This is a genomic window from Bradyrhizobium sp. BTAi1 (assembly GCF_000015165.1).
Classification (GTDB): Bacteria; Pseudomonadota; Alphaproteobacteria; order Rhizobiales; family Xanthobacteraceae; genus Bradyrhizobium; species Bradyrhizobium denitrificans.
This window is the reverse complement of the sequence record NC_009485.1, coordinates 6,722,025-6,737,017: the sequence shown is the minus strand read 5'-3', so window position 1 is coordinate 6,737,017 and position 14,993 is coordinate 6,722,025. Positions and strand designations below refer to the sequence as shown.

Sequence of the window (14,993 nt, the reverse complement as noted above, 5' to 3'; positions counted from 1 at the left end):
TCAGACTCCGTAGTTGCCGGTGCGGAAGTCCATCGCGAAGGCCGGCGAGGCCTTCCACTTGATCGACTTCGGCTTGGCGGTGAAGGTCGCGTTCTGGTGCAGCACCGTGTAGGCTGGGTCCTCGCGCTCGGCGATCTCCAGCATGCGGCGGAACGCCTTCTTGCGCGCCTCGCGGTCGGTCGAGGTCTCCAGGAACTCCGACAGCTTGTTCAGCTCCGCATTGCTCCACTCGCCGACCTGCTGCTGCTGGCCGTTCGGACCGTGCTGGGCCACGAGCGAGGAGACTGGATCGTTGAACGCCGCCGAATTCGACCAGTCGCGCACCGCGCGGGTGGGGGCGCGCTCGAGGATCTGCGACCAGTTCTCCTTGGTCTCGATCTGCACGTTCAAGCCGACCGCCTGCCACATCTCGACCAGCACCTGCGCGGTCGCGACCTGGTTGGTGTAGTAGTTGTTGAGCAGGCGGTAGGGGATCGGATCGCCCTTGTAGCCGGCCTGCTTGAGCAGGTCCTGCGCCAGCTTCGGATCAAACGCCGGCACGCTCCAATCGGCGATGAACATGTCGCCGTAGAACTCCCATTGCAGGCCCTTCGGCACGCGGGTGCGGCCGGCCCACAGGCTGTCGACGATCGCCTGGCGGTCGATCGCATGGGTGAAGGCGCGGCGCACCAGCGGATTGGCGAGCTGCGGATGGTTCTTGTCGAACACGGTCAGGCGGTGATTGAGGATGGTGCCGCCCTGCACCTCGAACGCCGCGTTCTTCTCGATGCCGGCGATCTGGTCCGGCGGGATATCGCAGGCGAACTGATATTCGCCCGACAGCAGCCCGTTGATGCGGCTTGCGACCTCCGGCACCTCGACGAAGCGGATGCGCTTCAGCGGCGGGCGACCGCCCCAATATTCGTCATGAGCTTCCAGCGTCAGCGACACGTCCGGCTTGAATTCGACGATCTTGTAGGGGCCTGTCGTGATCGGCTTGCGCGCCCAATCGAGATAGCTCGCCGCTTCCTCCCAGCCGCGCCGGCTCATGATGTCGGAGCCGTAGCGCATCAGGCGGCCTTCGATGGTCACGTCCGGCGTCGCGTTGACGAAGCGGACGGTATATTTGTCCACCGCGTCGACGCGAACGAGATCCGGCCACATCCGGCGGGCGACGCCGATCACGTCCGGCGGCAGCTCCTTGCCGGGGCGTGGCGTCGGGATCTTCTCGAACGCCTTGATGGTGGTGCGGCTCTTGGCCTCGCTGTCGCCGAACATGCGCTCGCGGCTGAACGAGAATACGACGTCCTCGGACGTCATCTCGTCGCCGTTGTGGAACTTGACGCCCTGGCGCAGCTTCAGCTCGACGGTCTGGTCGTCGATGCGCTTCCACTCGGTGGCAAGGCCGGGGACGGCTTCGAGATTGCCGCGGAAGTTCTTCGAGATCAGGCTCTCCCACAGCGACGAGTAGAACACCCGCTCGCCGACATTGGACTGCTCGCGCAGCACGTCGAGCACGTTGGAGTTCGTCACCTTCTGCACGGCGATGGTGACCGAGGGGCGATTGTCGGCTTGTGCGATCGACACGCGCGGCAGGATGAAGCTGCCGCCGATCGCGGCGCCGGCGCCGAGCAGGCCACGGCGGGTGAGCTTGGTCATGGCAATCTCTCTTGAGGTTGTCGACTTTGCGAAACAGGCGGACTTATTGCGCGACACCGAGCGAGGCGAGATAGGCGGCGCCGGCCTTGACGTGATCGTGGTTGCGCAGTTCGAGGATCAGGCGCGGATTGGAGGAGAGCTTCGCCAGCGCGCGGAATACGGCGATCCAGCGGATATTGCCTTCGCCCGGTGCCCAATGGCGGTCGGCATAACCGTCGGTGTCCTGCAGATGGACGTGGGTCAGCATGTCGCCGGCAGCGTCGACATAATAGTCGACCGGCGGCGCGCCGGTGGAATGATGCGCGTAGTTGGCGTGACCGGTATCGAGCGACACCCGTACCTTGCTGCTGCCCAGCGCCGTCGCGAGCGCGACACGATCGGAGGGATCCTTGTCCTCGATGTTCTCGATCACGATCTCGCAATTCGCCTGCTCGGCCGAGGCGATGACGTCCGAGAGCGTCGCCCTGACACGCTCGATCAGACCCTCGCGATTGTCCGGCAGCATGTCGATATTGTTGTAGTCCCAGGTCGTGTAGGGCGAGTGGATCACCATCTGCGTGGCGCCCAGGAACTCGGCGACTTCCAGCCCCTGCAGCAGCCGCTTGGTGACGGCGCGGCGGATCATCGGATCGTGGCTGTCGATCTTGAAGCCCCAGAACGGACCGTGGATGCCGAGCCGGCCGGTATGGCCTGACAGCATCGACTTGATCTCCTTGGCGGTGCTGCGCCAGTCGCTGTCGAGCAGGTCGGCGCGGAAGAAATCCTGGATCTCGAGATCACGCTGCCGCTCGATCAGCCAGTCGGTGTGGGCCGGAATGGATTTGACGGAGAGGGCGGCGCCGAGAACGGGCAGCGTGGCGGACATGGCATGATCCTTCTTCGAGACCCCGTGAGCGCTAACGAAGTTCGATGACGCTCCCATGAAGGGCTGTGGATGATCACATGCGACATGTTGTGTTGATCCGGCCCGATCGACGCCAGATCTGTCTCGTTGAGGTGATAATCAATTTCACGCACTACTTGACGTAGTCGCGGAAACTGGAACAATGCGGCGGAAAAGGGGGCGTGAAATGACGACACAGTGTGCAATCGTTGCGAGATTGCGTTCGGTTTTCGCGCTTCACGCGCTTGCGTTCGGCATGCCCCTGCTCATCAGGCGTCTACTCATGCGGCCTTTACTCGTCCGGGCTTTACTCGTTGCGGCTCTAGTCATCGCGGCTCTGCTCAGCCTGCCTTTGCTCAGCGCGCCGGTAAATGCCAAAGGACCCTACGGCTCGATCTCCGTCGCCGGATGGTCGGGCGGGGCCTTCACGGACGACAACACCGGGCAGTTCACCAGCTGCGTCGCATCGGCCAGCTACAAGAGCGGCATCAACTTCGGTGTTCTCGCTCTGCCAAATTTCAATTGGGCGCTCGCCTTCATCCATCCGAGCTGGTCCCTGTCGCAGGGGCAGAAGTTTCCGATCGTGTTGAGCTTCGATGGCCGGACGTCGTATAATGTTGAAGGCGCGGTGTGGTCGACCACCATGGTCGTCGTGCCGATGCCCAACGATTCCAGCCTGATCAAAGCGTTCCGCGCCGCGCGGACGATGTCGGCGTTCGCCCAAGGCAATCTGTTCCAATTCAATCTGAACGGCACCGCTGTGCTGCTGCCCTCGCTTGCCAATTGTGTGCGCATCATCAATGCCGGGGGGCTGGCCGCCGCGACCAACTTCAACATTCAACCCAGTGCGCCATTGGCGCAGCGCCCGGCGATACAGCAGGCGGCGGTGCCAAGCGCGCCGGCGGCCGTCCAGCCGTCGCGGCCGCGGGGCGACTCTCCCGAGCTGCAGTTGGAAGCGATGCAGATCGCCTCCAACTTCATTCTGAAGGCGGCCCTATCGCATCCGGCCATCCTCGGCGGCGGCGAAAGGCCGGTCTGGCTGACATCCGGCGGCGTGGCGTGGAAGGCCGATAATGCGACCGGATTTGTGAAGATCGTACCGCCGGAGCCCAATCTCGACGGGCTGGAGGTGGCCGCCACGATCGTCGGCAACGATGCGCGCGATTGCAAGGGCAAGTTCATTTCCGCGCGCAACAGTGAGCTGGTCGACAGCGCGGTGGTGTTCCGCGGCATGTCCTCCTGCGAGGACACCGAGAAGTCCGATATCTCCGAATATTTCATCTTTCCGCGCAAGGCCGGCGGCTTCGTCCTGTTCTCGGTGATCACGCCGACCAAGCCGGTTGGCGGTGGTGGCGGTCAGCAGCTGCAGACGCGCGAAGAAGCTAATGCCAATTTCCGCAAGGCGGCCTACACGTCGCTCGCGAAATAGCAGCCCGCGATTTGGCTTGTCCTCGCAAGGTGATCCAAGGCGCGCTCGTGCTCAGCCGGCGGGCCGCTTCGGACGTCTGATCGCGCGCACCTTGCCGCTGCGACCGCCGCCGCAATACAGCGTCTCGCCGCCATCGGCCTCCATCCCCGAGACGCCGGTGCCCGCGGGCATGTCCAGCTGCTCGAGCACCTCGCCGCTCGCCGGATCGATCCGTCTGATGTCGCTGACATCATCCTCCCAGGTGCCATGCCAGAGCTCGCCATCGACCCAGGTGACGCCGGTGACAAAGCGCGTACAGGGGATGCTGCGCAGGATCCGCCCCGTCGCCGGATCGATCTGATGGATCTTGCGATCGCGATAGGCGCCGACCCAGAGCGAGCCCTCCGCCCAGGCGAGGCCGGAATCTCCGCCTGCTGCCGGCGCCGGAATGGTCGAGATCACCTCGCCGCTGTCTGGATCGACCTTCTGAATATGCGCTTCCGCGATCTGATACAGATGCTTGCCGTCAAAGGCGGTCCCTGCATGAGCGGCGATGTCGAACGACCGCTTCACCTCGCCATCGGCAGGGTCGAACGCCTTGATGCTGGCGCCGGTCGCAATCCATACCTGCCGTCCGTCATGGGTGACGCCGGCGACTTGGTCGCCCTCGAAGGGGCCGTATTCGCGGAGGATCTCGGCGGGGGCTCGTCTCATGGCGGTGGTGCATCCCTTGTTGTGACAGCGTGACGCTAATCCAGCGAGGACCAGGCGGGGAGTAACAAGCTGGTCGCGAATTCCGGGACCACCGGGCATGTCCAGCGTTGCGCGCGGCCGCGGCCGAAGGATTGCACCTTGCCCGACACGGCGAGGGCGTCGAGCGCGCGCTGCACTGTGCGCTGACTGGCACCGAGCGCGAGCGCCAGGCCCGAGCTTGACCACGCCTCGCCGTCGGCGAGGCAGGCCAGCACGGCGGCATTCTCGTCTTCGATCGGCTGCGCAAGCACCACGACGTCGCGGCCATCGCAGGACGCCAAGGCGAAGCCGTCGCGGGTGGCCTTGATCTCGGCCATGCCCTTGAGCAGGTGACGCAGGCGCCCGATCTCGACGCGCAGCCGCGCGCGGTGCGACTCGTCCGCCTGCTTGCCGCGGAAAGCGGCGGAGATCAGCACCGACCGCGGCACATCATCGGGCGCTCGTTCCGCCAGTTGGCGGGCGAGGACAAACAACACCGGACGCCGCGTCAGCGGCACGACATGGTTGCCTTTGCGTACGGCCAGCCGGCAGGCATCGACAATCAGCGCGTCTGACCGGAACAGCGCCTCGACCTCGTCGAGCAGCAGCCGTCTGTCCCGGCCTGGTTGGATCAGGCGTGCCGCCGGTGCGGAGAGGGTGGTCGCCAGCCGTTCGACCTCCACCAGCAGCTCCGGACTATGAGCCTGCCGCGCCATGCGGGCGGCGCGCTCCAGCGCCGCTTGCGCGGCCTTGGTCTGCAGACGGCGCAGTGCCAATCCGGCGACGATCAGCTCGTAGATCGTGCGGGCCGCCGGCAGCAGGGGCGAGGGATCGAGATCGGCCAGTCCGCGCTCGGCCTCGTCGAGCTGACCGATGAGCACCATGCGGCGGATTTCGAGGCTGCGCGCATAGGCGGCATTGATGCGGTCGCCGTGCTGCGCCAAGGTGTCGCGCGCCTCCGCGAGCGCCTTGGTCGGCCATGACAGATCCCGCGCCGCGAGCGCGATCTCCGCTTCGGCGAGGGCACAGCGGGCGCGCGCCACGGCCGCCTTGGCGCCGAAGCTTCGCGCCGCTTGCCGCAGCAGCGCCTTCGCCCGCACGACATCGCCGAGCCGGGCCATCGCGATGCCGCGCAGCGCCAGCGCCGGCGGATCATCGCGCAATGCGACGCGGTTCAGCGCACCGAGCGGATCGCCGGCGGCGAGCGCCTGCGCTGCCGCCGAGATCAGCGAGTCCATGCAAATCCCGCCAAACTTGTCACTCCCTGGTTCTCCCGCGCCGATCCTAGTCTCAGTCGCGGTCAACACGCAAAGGAACACAGACATGACCATGCATCTCACAGGAACTCGCGAAGACTGGCTGAAGGCCCGCCTCGACCTGCTCGCAGCAGAAAAGGAATTCACGCGCCGCGGCGATGAGCTGGCGCAGCGCCGTCAGGCTCTGCCCTGGGTGCGCGTCGACAAGAGCTATCGCTTCGACACCGAGGATGGCCCAGCGTCGCTCCCCGACCTGTTCAAGGGACGCTCGCAGCTGCTCGTCTATCACTTCATGTTCGGGCCAGACTTCCAGGCCGGTTGTCCGTCCTGCTCGATGATCGCCGATGGGTTCAACGGCTTTCAGGTCCACCTCGCTCATCACGACGTGATGCTGTGGGCGGTCTCGCGCGCGCCTCTGGCCAAGCTGAAGGCCTATCAGACCCGGATGGGCTGGAGCTTTCCCTGGGCGTCGTCGGCGAGCAGTGATTTCAACTTCGACTTCAACGTCGCCGTGACCGAGGAGCAGCAGCGCCAGGGCGGGACCGAATACAATTATCGCACCAGCCCGCCGCTCGGGGCCGGCGACGTTCCGCCGATGGTGGCCGAGATCGCCGCCACGGCGGGCACCGACGGCGCCACCTTCATGCGCGACCGGCCGGGCATGAGCGCATTCATTCTCGACGACGGCGTCGTCTATCACACCTATTCGGCCTATGCCCGCGGTCTCGATGGTCTGTGGGGTGCCTATCAGTGGCTCGACCGTGCGCCGAAAGGCCGCAACGAGCAGGGCGTGTGGTGGCGCCGCCGCGACGAATACGACGCACGCTGACATCACGGAGCCAAGCCATGGCGTTCCTCGCTTCCACCAAACGCGTGATGCCCGACATCGCTACGGGTCTGCGCTTTGCCGCGGCGCCGACCTTCGCGTTGATGGCGGTGCTGAATGCCATGGCCCGCGACGGGCGGAGCGATGCCATCTGCTCCGCGATGCCGGCCGGCGCGCCGCTTAGCAGCATGACGGTGATGTATCTGCTGATGAGCGCGTTTCACCTGGTGCCATGGCTGAAGCGGATCAGCGGTGGCGTCGGGAGATAGCGCTCCGACGGATGCAACCAGTTTGGAGGGCGGCTACGTGTCTACGAGCCTTGTCCGCGGAGAGAGACCCCCTCACTCAAGCGAGTTCGCGGATGGGCCGGCAATGCCCTCTCCCGCAAGGGGAGAGGGCATGCAGGACAGAACGGCGTATTGGCTCGGGTGAGGGGTGTCTCTCCGCAAGCTCCGCCTGTTCGACACCCTCCCTCACGCTTCCGACGCGACCTTCAATGCCTCGGCGCGGATCTCCTCGACCAGGCGCTCCTTGAGCGCGACGAACTCCGGCGAGGTCTTGATCTTGTAGGAGCGCGGATGCGGCAGCGCGATCTTGATATCGGCCTTGATACGGCCGGGCCGCGCGCTCATCACCAGCACGCGGCTGCCGAGGAAGATCGCCTCCTCGATGTCGTGGGTGACGAACAGCACCGTCTTCTGGTCGCGCTCCCAGATTCCGAGCAGCATCTCCTGCATCAGCACACGGGTCTGGTTGTCGAGCGCGCCGAACGGCTCGTCGAGCAGCAGGATCTTGGGATCATTGGCGAGCGCGCGCGCAATGGCGCAGCGCTGCTGCATGCCGCCGGACAACTGCTTCGGCCAGTGGTTCTCGAAGCCGTTCAGCCCAATCTGCTGGATGAAACGGTCGGCGACCGCGTTGCGCTTGTCTTCCGGCATGCCGCGTTCGCGCAGGCCGAAGGCGATGTTCTCGCGCACGGTGAGCCAGGGAAACAGCGTGTAGGACTGGAACACCATGCCGCGATCGGCGCCGGGACCGGTGACCTCGCGACCGTCGAGCCGCACCTTGCCGCTGGTCGGATGATCGAGGCCGGCGACGATGCGCAGCAATGTCGACTTGCCGCAGCCGGAGGGACCGAGGATGGTGACGAAATCATTGTTGCCGATGGTGAGCGCGACCGGCTCCAGCGCGCGCGTCGGCGCGTGGCCCTGGCGGGCCGGGAAAATGCGGGTGACCTGATCAATGACGAGCGTGGTCATGCGAGCTTCCAGGGGAACAGCCAGGCGTTGAACGCCTTGAACAGGAAATCCGAGATCAGCCCGATCAAGCCGATCACGATGATGCCGAAGATGATCTGTCCGGTGTTAAGCAGCGCCTGGCTGTCGGTGATCATGTGGCCGATGCCCGAGGACGAGCCGATCAGCTCGGCGACGATGACATAGGTCCAGGCCCAGCCGAGCACCAGCCGCAGGATCTCGGCGATGTCGGGCGCCGCGGAAGGCAGCAGCACGCGGCCGATGATGCCGCGGTCGCTGGCGCCGAGCGTGTAGGCGGCCTCGACCAGATCGCGCCGCGTATTGCCGACCGTGACGGTGATCATCAGGATGATCTGGAACACCGATCCGATGAAGATGATCAACAGCTTCTGCAACTCGCCGATCCCGGCCCAGAGAATCAGCAGGGGAATGAAGGCGGAGGCGGGCAGATAGCGCGCGAAGGAGACGAACGGTTCGAGAAACGCCTCGATCGGCTTGTAGGCTCCCATCAAGAGCCCGAGCGGGACGGCGATCACGGAAGCGAGCACGAAGCCGCCGACGACGCGCCACACGGTCATGCCGATATCATAGAGGAAGCCGAACTTGACGAGCAGGTCCCAGCCTTCGCGCAGCATCGTCACGGGATCAGCCAGGAATGTTTTCGGCACGTAGCCGCCGAACGTCGCCAGCGACCATGCCGCGACGAACACGACGAAGAAGGCAAGGCCGAGCGCCGTTCTTGATCTGGCGCTGACGGGATCGAGAGGTCGGATCACGGAGAAGAGCTTTCGTGGGCTAGTGCAGGTCGTTCGAACAGACGTGCTTCAGAGCAGGCGGACGCAGTTTTGCGCAGAACGCATCAACACCGTCATTGCGAGGAGCGAAGCGACGAAGCAATCCAGAGCCGCATCCCGAGCCCTGGATTGCTTCGCTTCGCTCGCAATGACGACTCTACAAAGAGCAAACTTTGCGGCTACTTGATGAAGCTCGCATCATAGAGATCCTCGACGTTCGGGATCTGCTTGATGATGCCGACCTCGAGCAGGAGCTCCGCCGCGTCCTTGTTGAAGGTCTTGAACTCGGTCTCGAAGAACTTCTGGCTCGCGGCCTTATCCTGCCAGCGCAGATATTTGGCGGAGTTGCCGAACTGCTCGGCCGTCTGCTTCACGTCGGCGCCCATGATCTCATAGGCCTTGGCCTGGTCCTTGGCGATCAGGTCGAGTGCCTCGTAATAGCTGTCGGCGAGCGCCTTGGCGGCCTTCGGGTTCTCGGAGAGGAATTTCGGCGTGCAGCCGAACGTATCCATCACCATCGGATAATCGAGCGTGGTGGCGATGATCTTGCCCTTGTCCGGCGCGGCGCGCACCGTCGACAGATATGGCTCGTAGGTCATGGCCGCATCGTTCTGGCCGGAGACGAAGGCCTGCGCGGCCGCCGCCGGCTCCAGGTTCACGATCGTGACGTCCTTGACGGTGAGACCGTTCTTCTTGAGCATCCAGGCCAGCCCGAAATAGGGCGAGGTGCCGGGCGCCGACGCCGCGACCGTCTTGCCCTTCAGGTCCTTGATCGAGGCGATGTCGTTGCGCACGGCCATGCCGTCGGCGCCGTAGCTCTTGTCGAGCTGGAAGATCTGCTTGGTGGCGACGCCGTTGGCGTTCCAGGAGATCCAGGTCTCGACCGTGGTCGCGGCGCACTGCACGTCGCCGGCAGCAATTGCGAGGTGACGGTCCTTCTGCGGGATCTTCTTGATGGTGACGTCGAGCCCGTTCTTCTTGAAGATGCCCGCTTCCTTGGCGAGCGTCAGCGGCGCGAAGCCGGTCCAGCCGGAAATGCCGATGCCGACCTTGACGTCGTCAGCAAACGCTGTGGTCGAGGCCAGGAGGGCGGCCGTTACGGCGAGGAGCTTAAATCTACGCATCGTCATCATCCTTTGCTGTTGAAAGAAGTTGCGGAGTGGTCTGCGGTCGCTCGCGATGACCGCATGTCTCTGCAAGAGCTGACGGCTTGCTTGCAAATCTCGTGCTCAGATCCGGCGCGCATGTTGCCGTCATTCGCTGCCCCTGAATCGCGCCACCAGCCGGTGCTGCTCGCCGGGATAGATCAGCCTGACAGCCGTGAGCGGCCGGCCTTGGCGCCAGGTGTGGCGCTCGATGACCAGGCACGGTGCGCCCACCGCGATGCCAAGACCCTGGGCGATCGCCTCGTCGGCGACGATGGCGCTGATCGCATGCTCCGCTTCCGTCCAAGGCACGTGATGCAAGAGCCAGGAGCCGGGCGGATCGACCTTGAAGTCGGCCTTGGCCGCGTCGGGCACCGCGTCCAGATCGATCAGCCGGTCCTCGATCGCGAATGGGAGATTGTCGGCGCTGTGGCGGCAGCGGATCGCGATCACCTTGCACGGCTTCTTGACGCCGAGCCGCTCGCGATCGCCGGCGTTGGCGGCGCGACGCATCGAGGAGATCAGCTGATAGCCATAGGTGCGGCCGAGCGCGCCGATCTCGGCACGGATGTCGGGGATCTTCAACACCGCCGACAGGAATTGCGGCCGTCGCACGAAGCTGCCGGCGCGGCGGCGGCGCTCGATCAGGTCGGCCTGCGCGAGCTCCGACAGCGCCTTGTTGACGGTCATGCGCGAGCAACCATAGCGCGCCATGATCTCGTGCTCGAACGGAATGCGATGGCCGGGCGGCCATTCGCCGGTGAGGATGCGGCGCTCGATGTCCTGCCGGATCGTCTTGTAGAGCGTGCCCGCTCCCGGCTTGGCGCGGTCCTCCGCGAGGCTCATGCGAGCAGCCTCCGCAGGGCCGTGTTGAAGCCGCGCCGGGCCGCCTCGCGCGAACGATGATGGCCTCCCTGGACAACCTTGGCGCCGCCGGCCCAGACACAGTCGATCGCATCGTACGCCGTCGCGAAGATCCAGCCGTCGAGCAGCGCATCCTGCGTTCGCCCCGCGAGCGAAGGATGCGACAGATCGAGCGTGACGATATCGGCACGGCCGCCCACCTGCAGCCCAGCGACGGATTGTGCCAGCGCCTGCGCGCCGCCAGCGAGAGCGGCGTCAAACAGCGTCCGGCCTGTCGACGCCTCCGGGCCTGACGTCAGCACGTTGCGCTCGCGATGCGTCAGCCGCTGGCCGTATTCGAGCTGGCGCAACTCGTCGCTCACGCCGACCAGCACGTTGGAGTCCGTGCCGACGCCAATACGCCCACGCGCGCGCAGATAGTCGCGCGCTGGGAAGATGCCGTCGCCAAGGCTGGCTTCGGTGACCGGGCAAAGGCCGGCCGTCGCGCCGCTCCGTGCGAGCGTCGCTGTTTCGTCCGCCGTCATATGCGTCGCATGGATCAGGCACCAGCGATGATTGACGTCGTGATGATCGAGCAGCCATTGCACGGGACGCTGGCCGGACCAGGCGAGGCAGTCCTCGACCTCCTTGACTTGTTCGGCGGCGTGAATGTGGACGGGGCCGCCGTCAGCGAGCGGCAGCAGTGCGGTCAACTCATCCGGCGCGACGGCGCGCAGGCTGTGCGGCGCGATGCCGAGATTGGCGCCAGCCAGCGAGCTGATCGCCCTGCGGGAGTCCGTCAGCAATCTCGCAAACTGATCGACATTACAGATGAAGCGCCGCTGGCCGTCATGCGGAGGTGCGCCGCCGAAGCCGCCATGCGCGTAGAAGCTCGGCAGCAGGGTCAGGCCGATGCCGGATGTTTGGGCTGCCGCGGCGATGCGCACCGCCATCTCGGCGACATCGGCGTAAGGCGTCCCGTCGCGATCGTGATGCACATAGTGGAATTCGCCGACCCGCGTAAAACCGCGCTCGAGCATCTCGATATAGAGCAAGGTCGCGACCGCCTCGACGTCCTCCGGGCGCATCGACAGGGCGAAGCGGTACATCGTCTCGCGCCACGTCCAGAACGTATCGGTGGAATGGCCGCTGATCTCGGCAAGGCCGGCCATGCCCCGCTGGAACGCATGGCTGTGCAGGCTGGCGATGCCGGGGATCGCGACCTCATGTTGCTCGTCATCGGAGGTCGGAGGCACGCCTTCGGTGACTGACGTGATCGTACCGTCGCTGACGACGATCTGCACGTCGTCGGCCCATCCCGTGGGCAGAAGCGCGGATGCAAAGTGCAGTGACGCCATGATCGAAAGCCCGCTGGACAGGACGGCGGAGGCGAGTTTATGTATAGACATATTGCCCGTCAAGCTTTCGTGAAGGTGGGAGGGACAGCATGGCCGAGCGTTTCGATCGGATCTGGCACAATGCGCGGCTCGCCACGTTGCGCGAGGGGCAGCCGGGCCTCGGGGTGATCGAGCAGGGCGTGGTGGCGGCGCGCGACGGCCGCATCGCTTTTGCCGGTCCCCGCTCGGACTTCGCTGCGGATGGCGATGCGCCCGAACGCATCGACTGCGCGGGGCGCTGGATCACGCCCGGTCTCGTCGATTGTCATACGCATCTGGTCTATGGCGGCGATCGCGCCCATGAGTTCGAATTGCGGCTCGCGGGCGCCAGCTACGAGGAGATCGCGCGCGCCGGCGGCGGCATCGTCTCGACGGTGGCGGCGACGCGTGCCGCCGATGAGAATGAGCTGGTGACGGGCGCGTTGCCGCGGCTCGATGCGTTGCTCGCCGAGGGCGTCACCACGATCGAGATCAAGTCCGGCTATGGGCTTGAGACCGCCACCGAGCTGCGACAATTATCCGCAGCCCGCGCCCTCGGCGTCCGCCGGGCCGTCAGCGTCCGCACCAGCTTTCTCGGCGCCCATGCGCTGCCGGTCGAAGCCGATGGCGACAAGGAGCGCTACATCGATCGCGTCTGCGACGAGATGCTGCCGGCGGTGGCGCAATCCGGCCTTGCCGATGCCGTCGATGCGTTCATGGAAAACATCGCGTTCTCCGCGGCACAGACGTCGCGCGTGTTTGCTGCGGCCAAGGCGCTCGGCCTGCCGGTCAAGCTGCATGCCGACCAGCTCTCCAATCTCGGGGGTGCTGCGCTCGCCGCCGAGTTCGGTGCGCTCTCGGCCGATCATCTTGAGCACACCGACGAAGCTGGTGCCGCTGCGATGGCGCGTGCGGAGACGGTGGCCGTGCTGCTGCCCGGCGCCTTCTACTTCATTCGCGAGACACAGAAGCCGCCGGTCGAGCTGTTTCGCAAGCATGGCGTGAAGCTGGCGCTGGCGACCGACTGCAATCCCGGCTCATCGCCGCTGACCTCGCTGCTGCTGACCATGAACATGGCGGCAACCCTGTTCCGCATGACCGTCGACGAATGTCTGGCCGGCGTGACGCGCGAGGGCGCCCGCGCGCTTGGCGTCCTGGCGGAGACTGGCACGCTCGACGCCGGCAAATGGTGTGACCTCGCGATCTGGGACATCAATCGCCCTGCGGAGCTGGTCTACCGCATGGGCTTCAATCCCCTGCATCAGCGTGTCTGGAGAGGTCGATGAGCACGATCATTGCGGCGCCCGGCCGCGTCAGCCTGGATGATCTCGCGCGCGTTTATGCGGGCGCAACGCTCGAGCTCGACCCTTCTTATTGGCCTGATGTCGAAGCCGCGGCGGCGATCGTCGCCAAGGCGGCGCAGGGGGCCGAGCCGGTCTATGGCATCAATACCGGCTTCGGCAAGCTGGCGTCGAAACGTATTCCGCCGGACCAGACCGCGCAGCTGCAGCGCAATCTGATCCTCTCGCATTGCTGCGGCGTCGGTCCTGTGACCCCCGAGGCCGTCGTTCGGCTGATGATGGCGCTGAAAATCATCTCGCTCGGCCGCGGCGCCTCGGGAGTCCGCCGTGAGATCATCGAACAGTTGCAGGCGATGCTGGCGCGGGGCGTGTGTCCGTTCGTGCCGCAGCAGGGTTCGGTCGGCGCGTCCGGCGATCTCGCGCCGCTCGCGCATATGACGGCGGTGATGATCGGCGAAGGCCAGGCCTTCGTCGATGGGCGGCTGGTGCCGGGCCGCGAGGCGCTGGCGCACGCGGGTCTCGCGCCGGTCACGCTCGGACCGAAGGAGGGGCTCGCGCTGATCAACGGCACGCAGTTCTCGACCGCCTACGCGCTCGCCGGACTGTTGCGTGCCCATGATCTGCTCAAGGCTGCGCTGGTCACCGGCGCGCTGTCGGTCGATGCCGCGATGGCTTCGACTGCGCCGTTCCGTCCCGAGATTCAGGCGCTGCGCGGCCATCCCGGGCAGATCGCGGCCGGCCGCGTCCTGACCGAGCTGCTCGACGGCAGCGCCATCCGCCTGTCGCATCTCGAAGGCGACGAACGCGTGCAGGATCCGTATTGCCTGCGCTGCCAGCCGCAGGTCGCGGGCGCCGCGCTCGATCTGCTGACACAGACGGCACGGACATTGGTGACTGAGGCGAATGCGGTCACGGATAATCCGCTGGTGCTGGTCGTGACCGGCGAGATCATCTCCGGCGGCAATTTTCACGCCGAGCCGGTGGCGTTCGCCGCGGACCAGATCGCGCTGGCGCTGTCCGAGCTCGGCGCGATCAGCGAACGGCGCATCGCGACCTTGGTCGACCCCGCGCTCAATTTCGGTCTGCCGCCGTTCCTCACCCCGCAGCCGGGCCTGAACTCCGGCTTCATGATCGCCGAGGTGACCGCCGCGGCCTTGTTCGCCGAGAACAAGCAGCGCGCGCTGCCCTGCTCGATCGACTCGACGCCGACCAGTGCCAACCAGGAAGACCACGTTTCGATGGCCGCCCATGCCGCGCGGCGGCTGCACGACATGGCCGATAATCTCGCCCACATCATCGGCATCGAACTGCTGGTTGCTGCGCAAGGCATCGAGCTGCGTGTGCCGCATGGCACCAGCGCCGCGCTCTCGGCCGTCATCGGCGCGCTGCGCGTCCATGTGCCGGCATTGGAGAACGACCGCTACATGGCCGATGACCTTGCGAAGGCGGCGGCGATCGTGGCGGGCGGTGTGCTGGCTGACGCAGCGCGTGACGCACTCGGACGCGACCCATTTCCCAAGCTTGGATGAGAGGGA

Annotated in this window: 14 protein-coding genes; 5 read left to right on the top strand and 9 right to left on the bottom strand. The window is 65.7% G+C overall.

Translation table 11 applies throughout. The features are described 5' to 3' along the window. Together BBTA_RS30290 and BBTA_RS30285 are read right to left on the bottom strand one after the other, a co-directional pair. Nucleotides 1-1,638, bottom strand: coding sequence for an ABC transporter substrate-binding protein (locus tag BBTA_RS30290; protein ID WP_012046315.1), 1,638 nt, complete (start codon nt 1,636-1,638; stop codon nt 1-3). A gap of 43 nt (nt 1,639-1,681) precedes the next feature. Next, nucleotides 1,682-2,503 (bottom strand): sugar phosphate isomerase/epimerase, encoded by an 822-nt coding sequence (locus tag BBTA_RS30285; RefSeq protein WP_012046314.1) that lies wholly within the window; start codon nt 2,501-2,503, stop codon nt 1,682-1,684. Between the two features lie 301 nt (nt 2,504-2,804). Between BBTA_RS30285 and BBTA_RS30280 the strand changes: the two genes are divergently transcribed. After that, on the top strand, nt 2,805-3,950 hold the full coding sequence (locus tag BBTA_RS30280) for a hypothetical protein (RefSeq protein WP_012046313.1): 1,146 nt from the start codon (nt 2,805-2,807) through the stop codon (nt 3,948-3,950). Between the two features lie 51 nt (nt 3,951-4,001). On the opposite strand, the gene BBTA_RS30275 is transcribed toward BBTA_RS30280, so the two are convergent. Next, nucleotides 4,002-4,643, bottom strand: coding sequence for a PQQ-binding-like beta-propeller repeat protein (locus tag BBTA_RS30275; RefSeq protein WP_012046312.1), 642 nt, complete (start codon nt 4,641-4,643; stop codon nt 4,002-4,004). A gap of 35 nt (nt 4,644-4,678) precedes the next feature. Further along, the gene (locus BBTA_RS30270) at nt 4,679-5,899 is read right to left on the bottom strand and encodes a hypothetical protein (protein ID WP_012046311.1); all 1,221 of its coding nucleotides are present in this window, start codon (nt 5,897-5,899) and stop codon (nt 4,679-4,681) included. Nucleotides 5,900-5,984: 85 nt separating this feature from the next. Between BBTA_RS30270 and BBTA_RS30265 the strand changes: the two genes are divergently transcribed. Both BBTA_RS30265 and BBTA_RS30260 read left to right on the top strand, forming a co-directional pair. Continuing rightward, on the top strand, nt 5,985-6,746 hold the full coding sequence (locus BBTA_RS30265) for a DUF899 domain-containing protein (RefSeq protein ID WP_012046310.1): 762 nt from the start codon (nt 5,985-5,987) through the stop codon (nt 6,744-6,746). Between the two features lie 17 nt (nt 6,747-6,763). Next, on the top strand, nt 6,764-7,012 hold the full coding sequence (locus BBTA_RS30260; protein ID WP_012046309.1) for a hypothetical protein: 249 nt from the start codon (nt 6,764-6,766) through the stop codon (nt 7,010-7,012). A 204-nt stretch (nt 7,013-7,216) separates the two neighbouring features. Here the strand turns inward: BBTA_RS30260 and BBTA_RS30255 are convergent, their stop codons facing one another. The 5 genes from BBTA_RS30255 to BBTA_RS30235 form a co-directional block, all read right to left on the bottom strand. Beyond that, the gene (locus BBTA_RS30255; RefSeq protein ID WP_012046308.1) at nt 7,217-8,002 is read right to left on the bottom strand and encodes an ABC transporter ATP-binding protein; all 786 of its coding nucleotides are present in this window, start codon (nt 8,000-8,002) and stop codon (nt 7,217-7,219) included. Continuing rightward, nucleotides 7,999-8,772 (bottom strand): ABC transporter permease, encoded by a 774-nt coding sequence (locus tag BBTA_RS30250; protein WP_085972734.1) that lies wholly within the window; start codon nt 8,770-8,772, stop codon nt 7,999-8,001. Before BBTA_RS30250 ends, BBTA_RS30255 begins: the two co-directional genes overlap by 4 nt. A 200-nt stretch (nt 8,773-8,972) precedes the next feature. After that, nucleotides 8,973-9,917: an ABC transporter substrate-binding protein gene (locus BBTA_RS30245; protein WP_012046306.1), complete on the bottom strand. Its 945-nt coding sequence runs from the start codon at nt 9,915-9,917 to the stop codon at nt 8,973-8,975. Between the two features lie 129 nt (nt 9,918-10,046). Beyond that, nucleotides 10,047-10,784, bottom strand: coding sequence for a histidine utilization repressor (hutC, locus tag BBTA_RS30240; RefSeq protein ID WP_012046305.1), 738 nt, complete (start codon nt 10,782-10,784; stop codon nt 10,047-10,049). Next, nucleotides 10,781-12,139: a formimidoylglutamate deiminase gene (locus BBTA_RS30235; RefSeq protein ID WP_012046304.1), complete on the bottom strand. Its 1,359-nt coding sequence runs from the start codon at nt 12,137-12,139 to the stop codon at nt 10,781-10,783. The genes hutC and BBTA_RS30235 overlap by 4 nt, the downstream gene beginning before the upstream one ends. An 89-nt stretch (nt 12,140-12,228) precedes the next feature. Between BBTA_RS30235 and hutI the strand changes: the two genes are divergently transcribed. After that, nucleotides 12,229-13,443: an imidazolonepropionase gene (hutI, locus tag BBTA_RS30230; protein WP_012046303.1), complete on the top strand. Its 1,215-nt coding sequence runs from the start codon at nt 12,229-12,231 to the stop codon at nt 13,441-13,443. Next, nucleotides 13,440-14,987 (top strand): histidine ammonia-lyase, encoded by a 1,548-nt coding sequence (gene hutH, locus BBTA_RS30225; protein ID WP_012046302.1) that lies wholly within the window; start codon nt 13,440-13,442, stop codon nt 14,985-14,987. The genes hutI and hutH overlap by 4 nt, the downstream gene beginning before the upstream one ends. Nucleotides 14,988-14,993: the final 6 nt, after the last annotated feature.

Coding starts and splice junctions, on each gene's coding strand:
- BBTA_RS30290 (WP_012046315.1), bottom strand. CDS start 1,638: ATGACCAAGCTCACCCGCCGTGGCCTGCTCGGCGCCGGCGCCGCGATC.
- BBTA_RS30285 (WP_012046314.1), bottom strand. CDS start 2,503: ATGTCCGCCACGCTGCCCGTTCTCGGCGCCGCCCTCTCCGTCAAATCC.
- BBTA_RS30280 (WP_012046313.1), top strand. CDS start 2,805: ATGCGGCCTTTACTCGTCCGGGCTTTACTCGTTGCGGCTCTAGTCATC.
- BBTA_RS30275 (WP_012046312.1), bottom strand. CDS start 4,643: ATGAGACGAGCCCCCGCCGAGATCCTCCGCGAATACGGCCCCTTCGAG.
- BBTA_RS30270 (WP_012046311.1), bottom strand. CDS start 5,899: ATGGACTCGCTGATCTCGGCGGCAGCGCAGGCGCTCGCCGCCGGCGAT.
- BBTA_RS30265 (WP_012046310.1), top strand. CDS start 5,985: ATGACCATGCATCTCACAGGAACTCGCGAAGACTGGCTGAAGGCCCGC.
- BBTA_RS30260 (WP_012046309.1), top strand. CDS start 6,764: ATGGCGTTCCTCGCTTCCACCAAACGCGTGATGCCCGACATCGCTACG.
- BBTA_RS30255 (WP_012046308.1), bottom strand. CDS start 8,002: ATGACCACGCTCGTCATTGATCAGGTCACCCGCATTTTCCCGGCCCGC.
- BBTA_RS30245 (WP_012046306.1), bottom strand. CDS start 9,917: ATGCGTAGATTTAAGCTCCTCGCCGTAACGGCCGCCCTCCTGGCCTCG.
- hutC (WP_012046305.1), bottom strand. CDS start 10,784: ATGAGCCTCGCGGAGGACCGCGCCAAGCCGGGAGCGGGCACGCTCTAC.
- BBTA_RS30235 (WP_012046304.1), bottom strand. CDS start 12,139: ATGGCGTCACTGCACTTTGCATCCGCGCTTCTGCCCACGGGATGGGCC.
- hutI (WP_012046303.1), top strand. CDS start 12,229: ATGGCCGAGCGTTTCGATCGGATCTGGCACAATGCGCGGCTCGCCACG.
- hutH (WP_012046302.1), top strand. CDS start 13,440: ATGAGCACGATCATTGCGGCGCCCGGCCGCGTCAGCCTGGATGATCTC.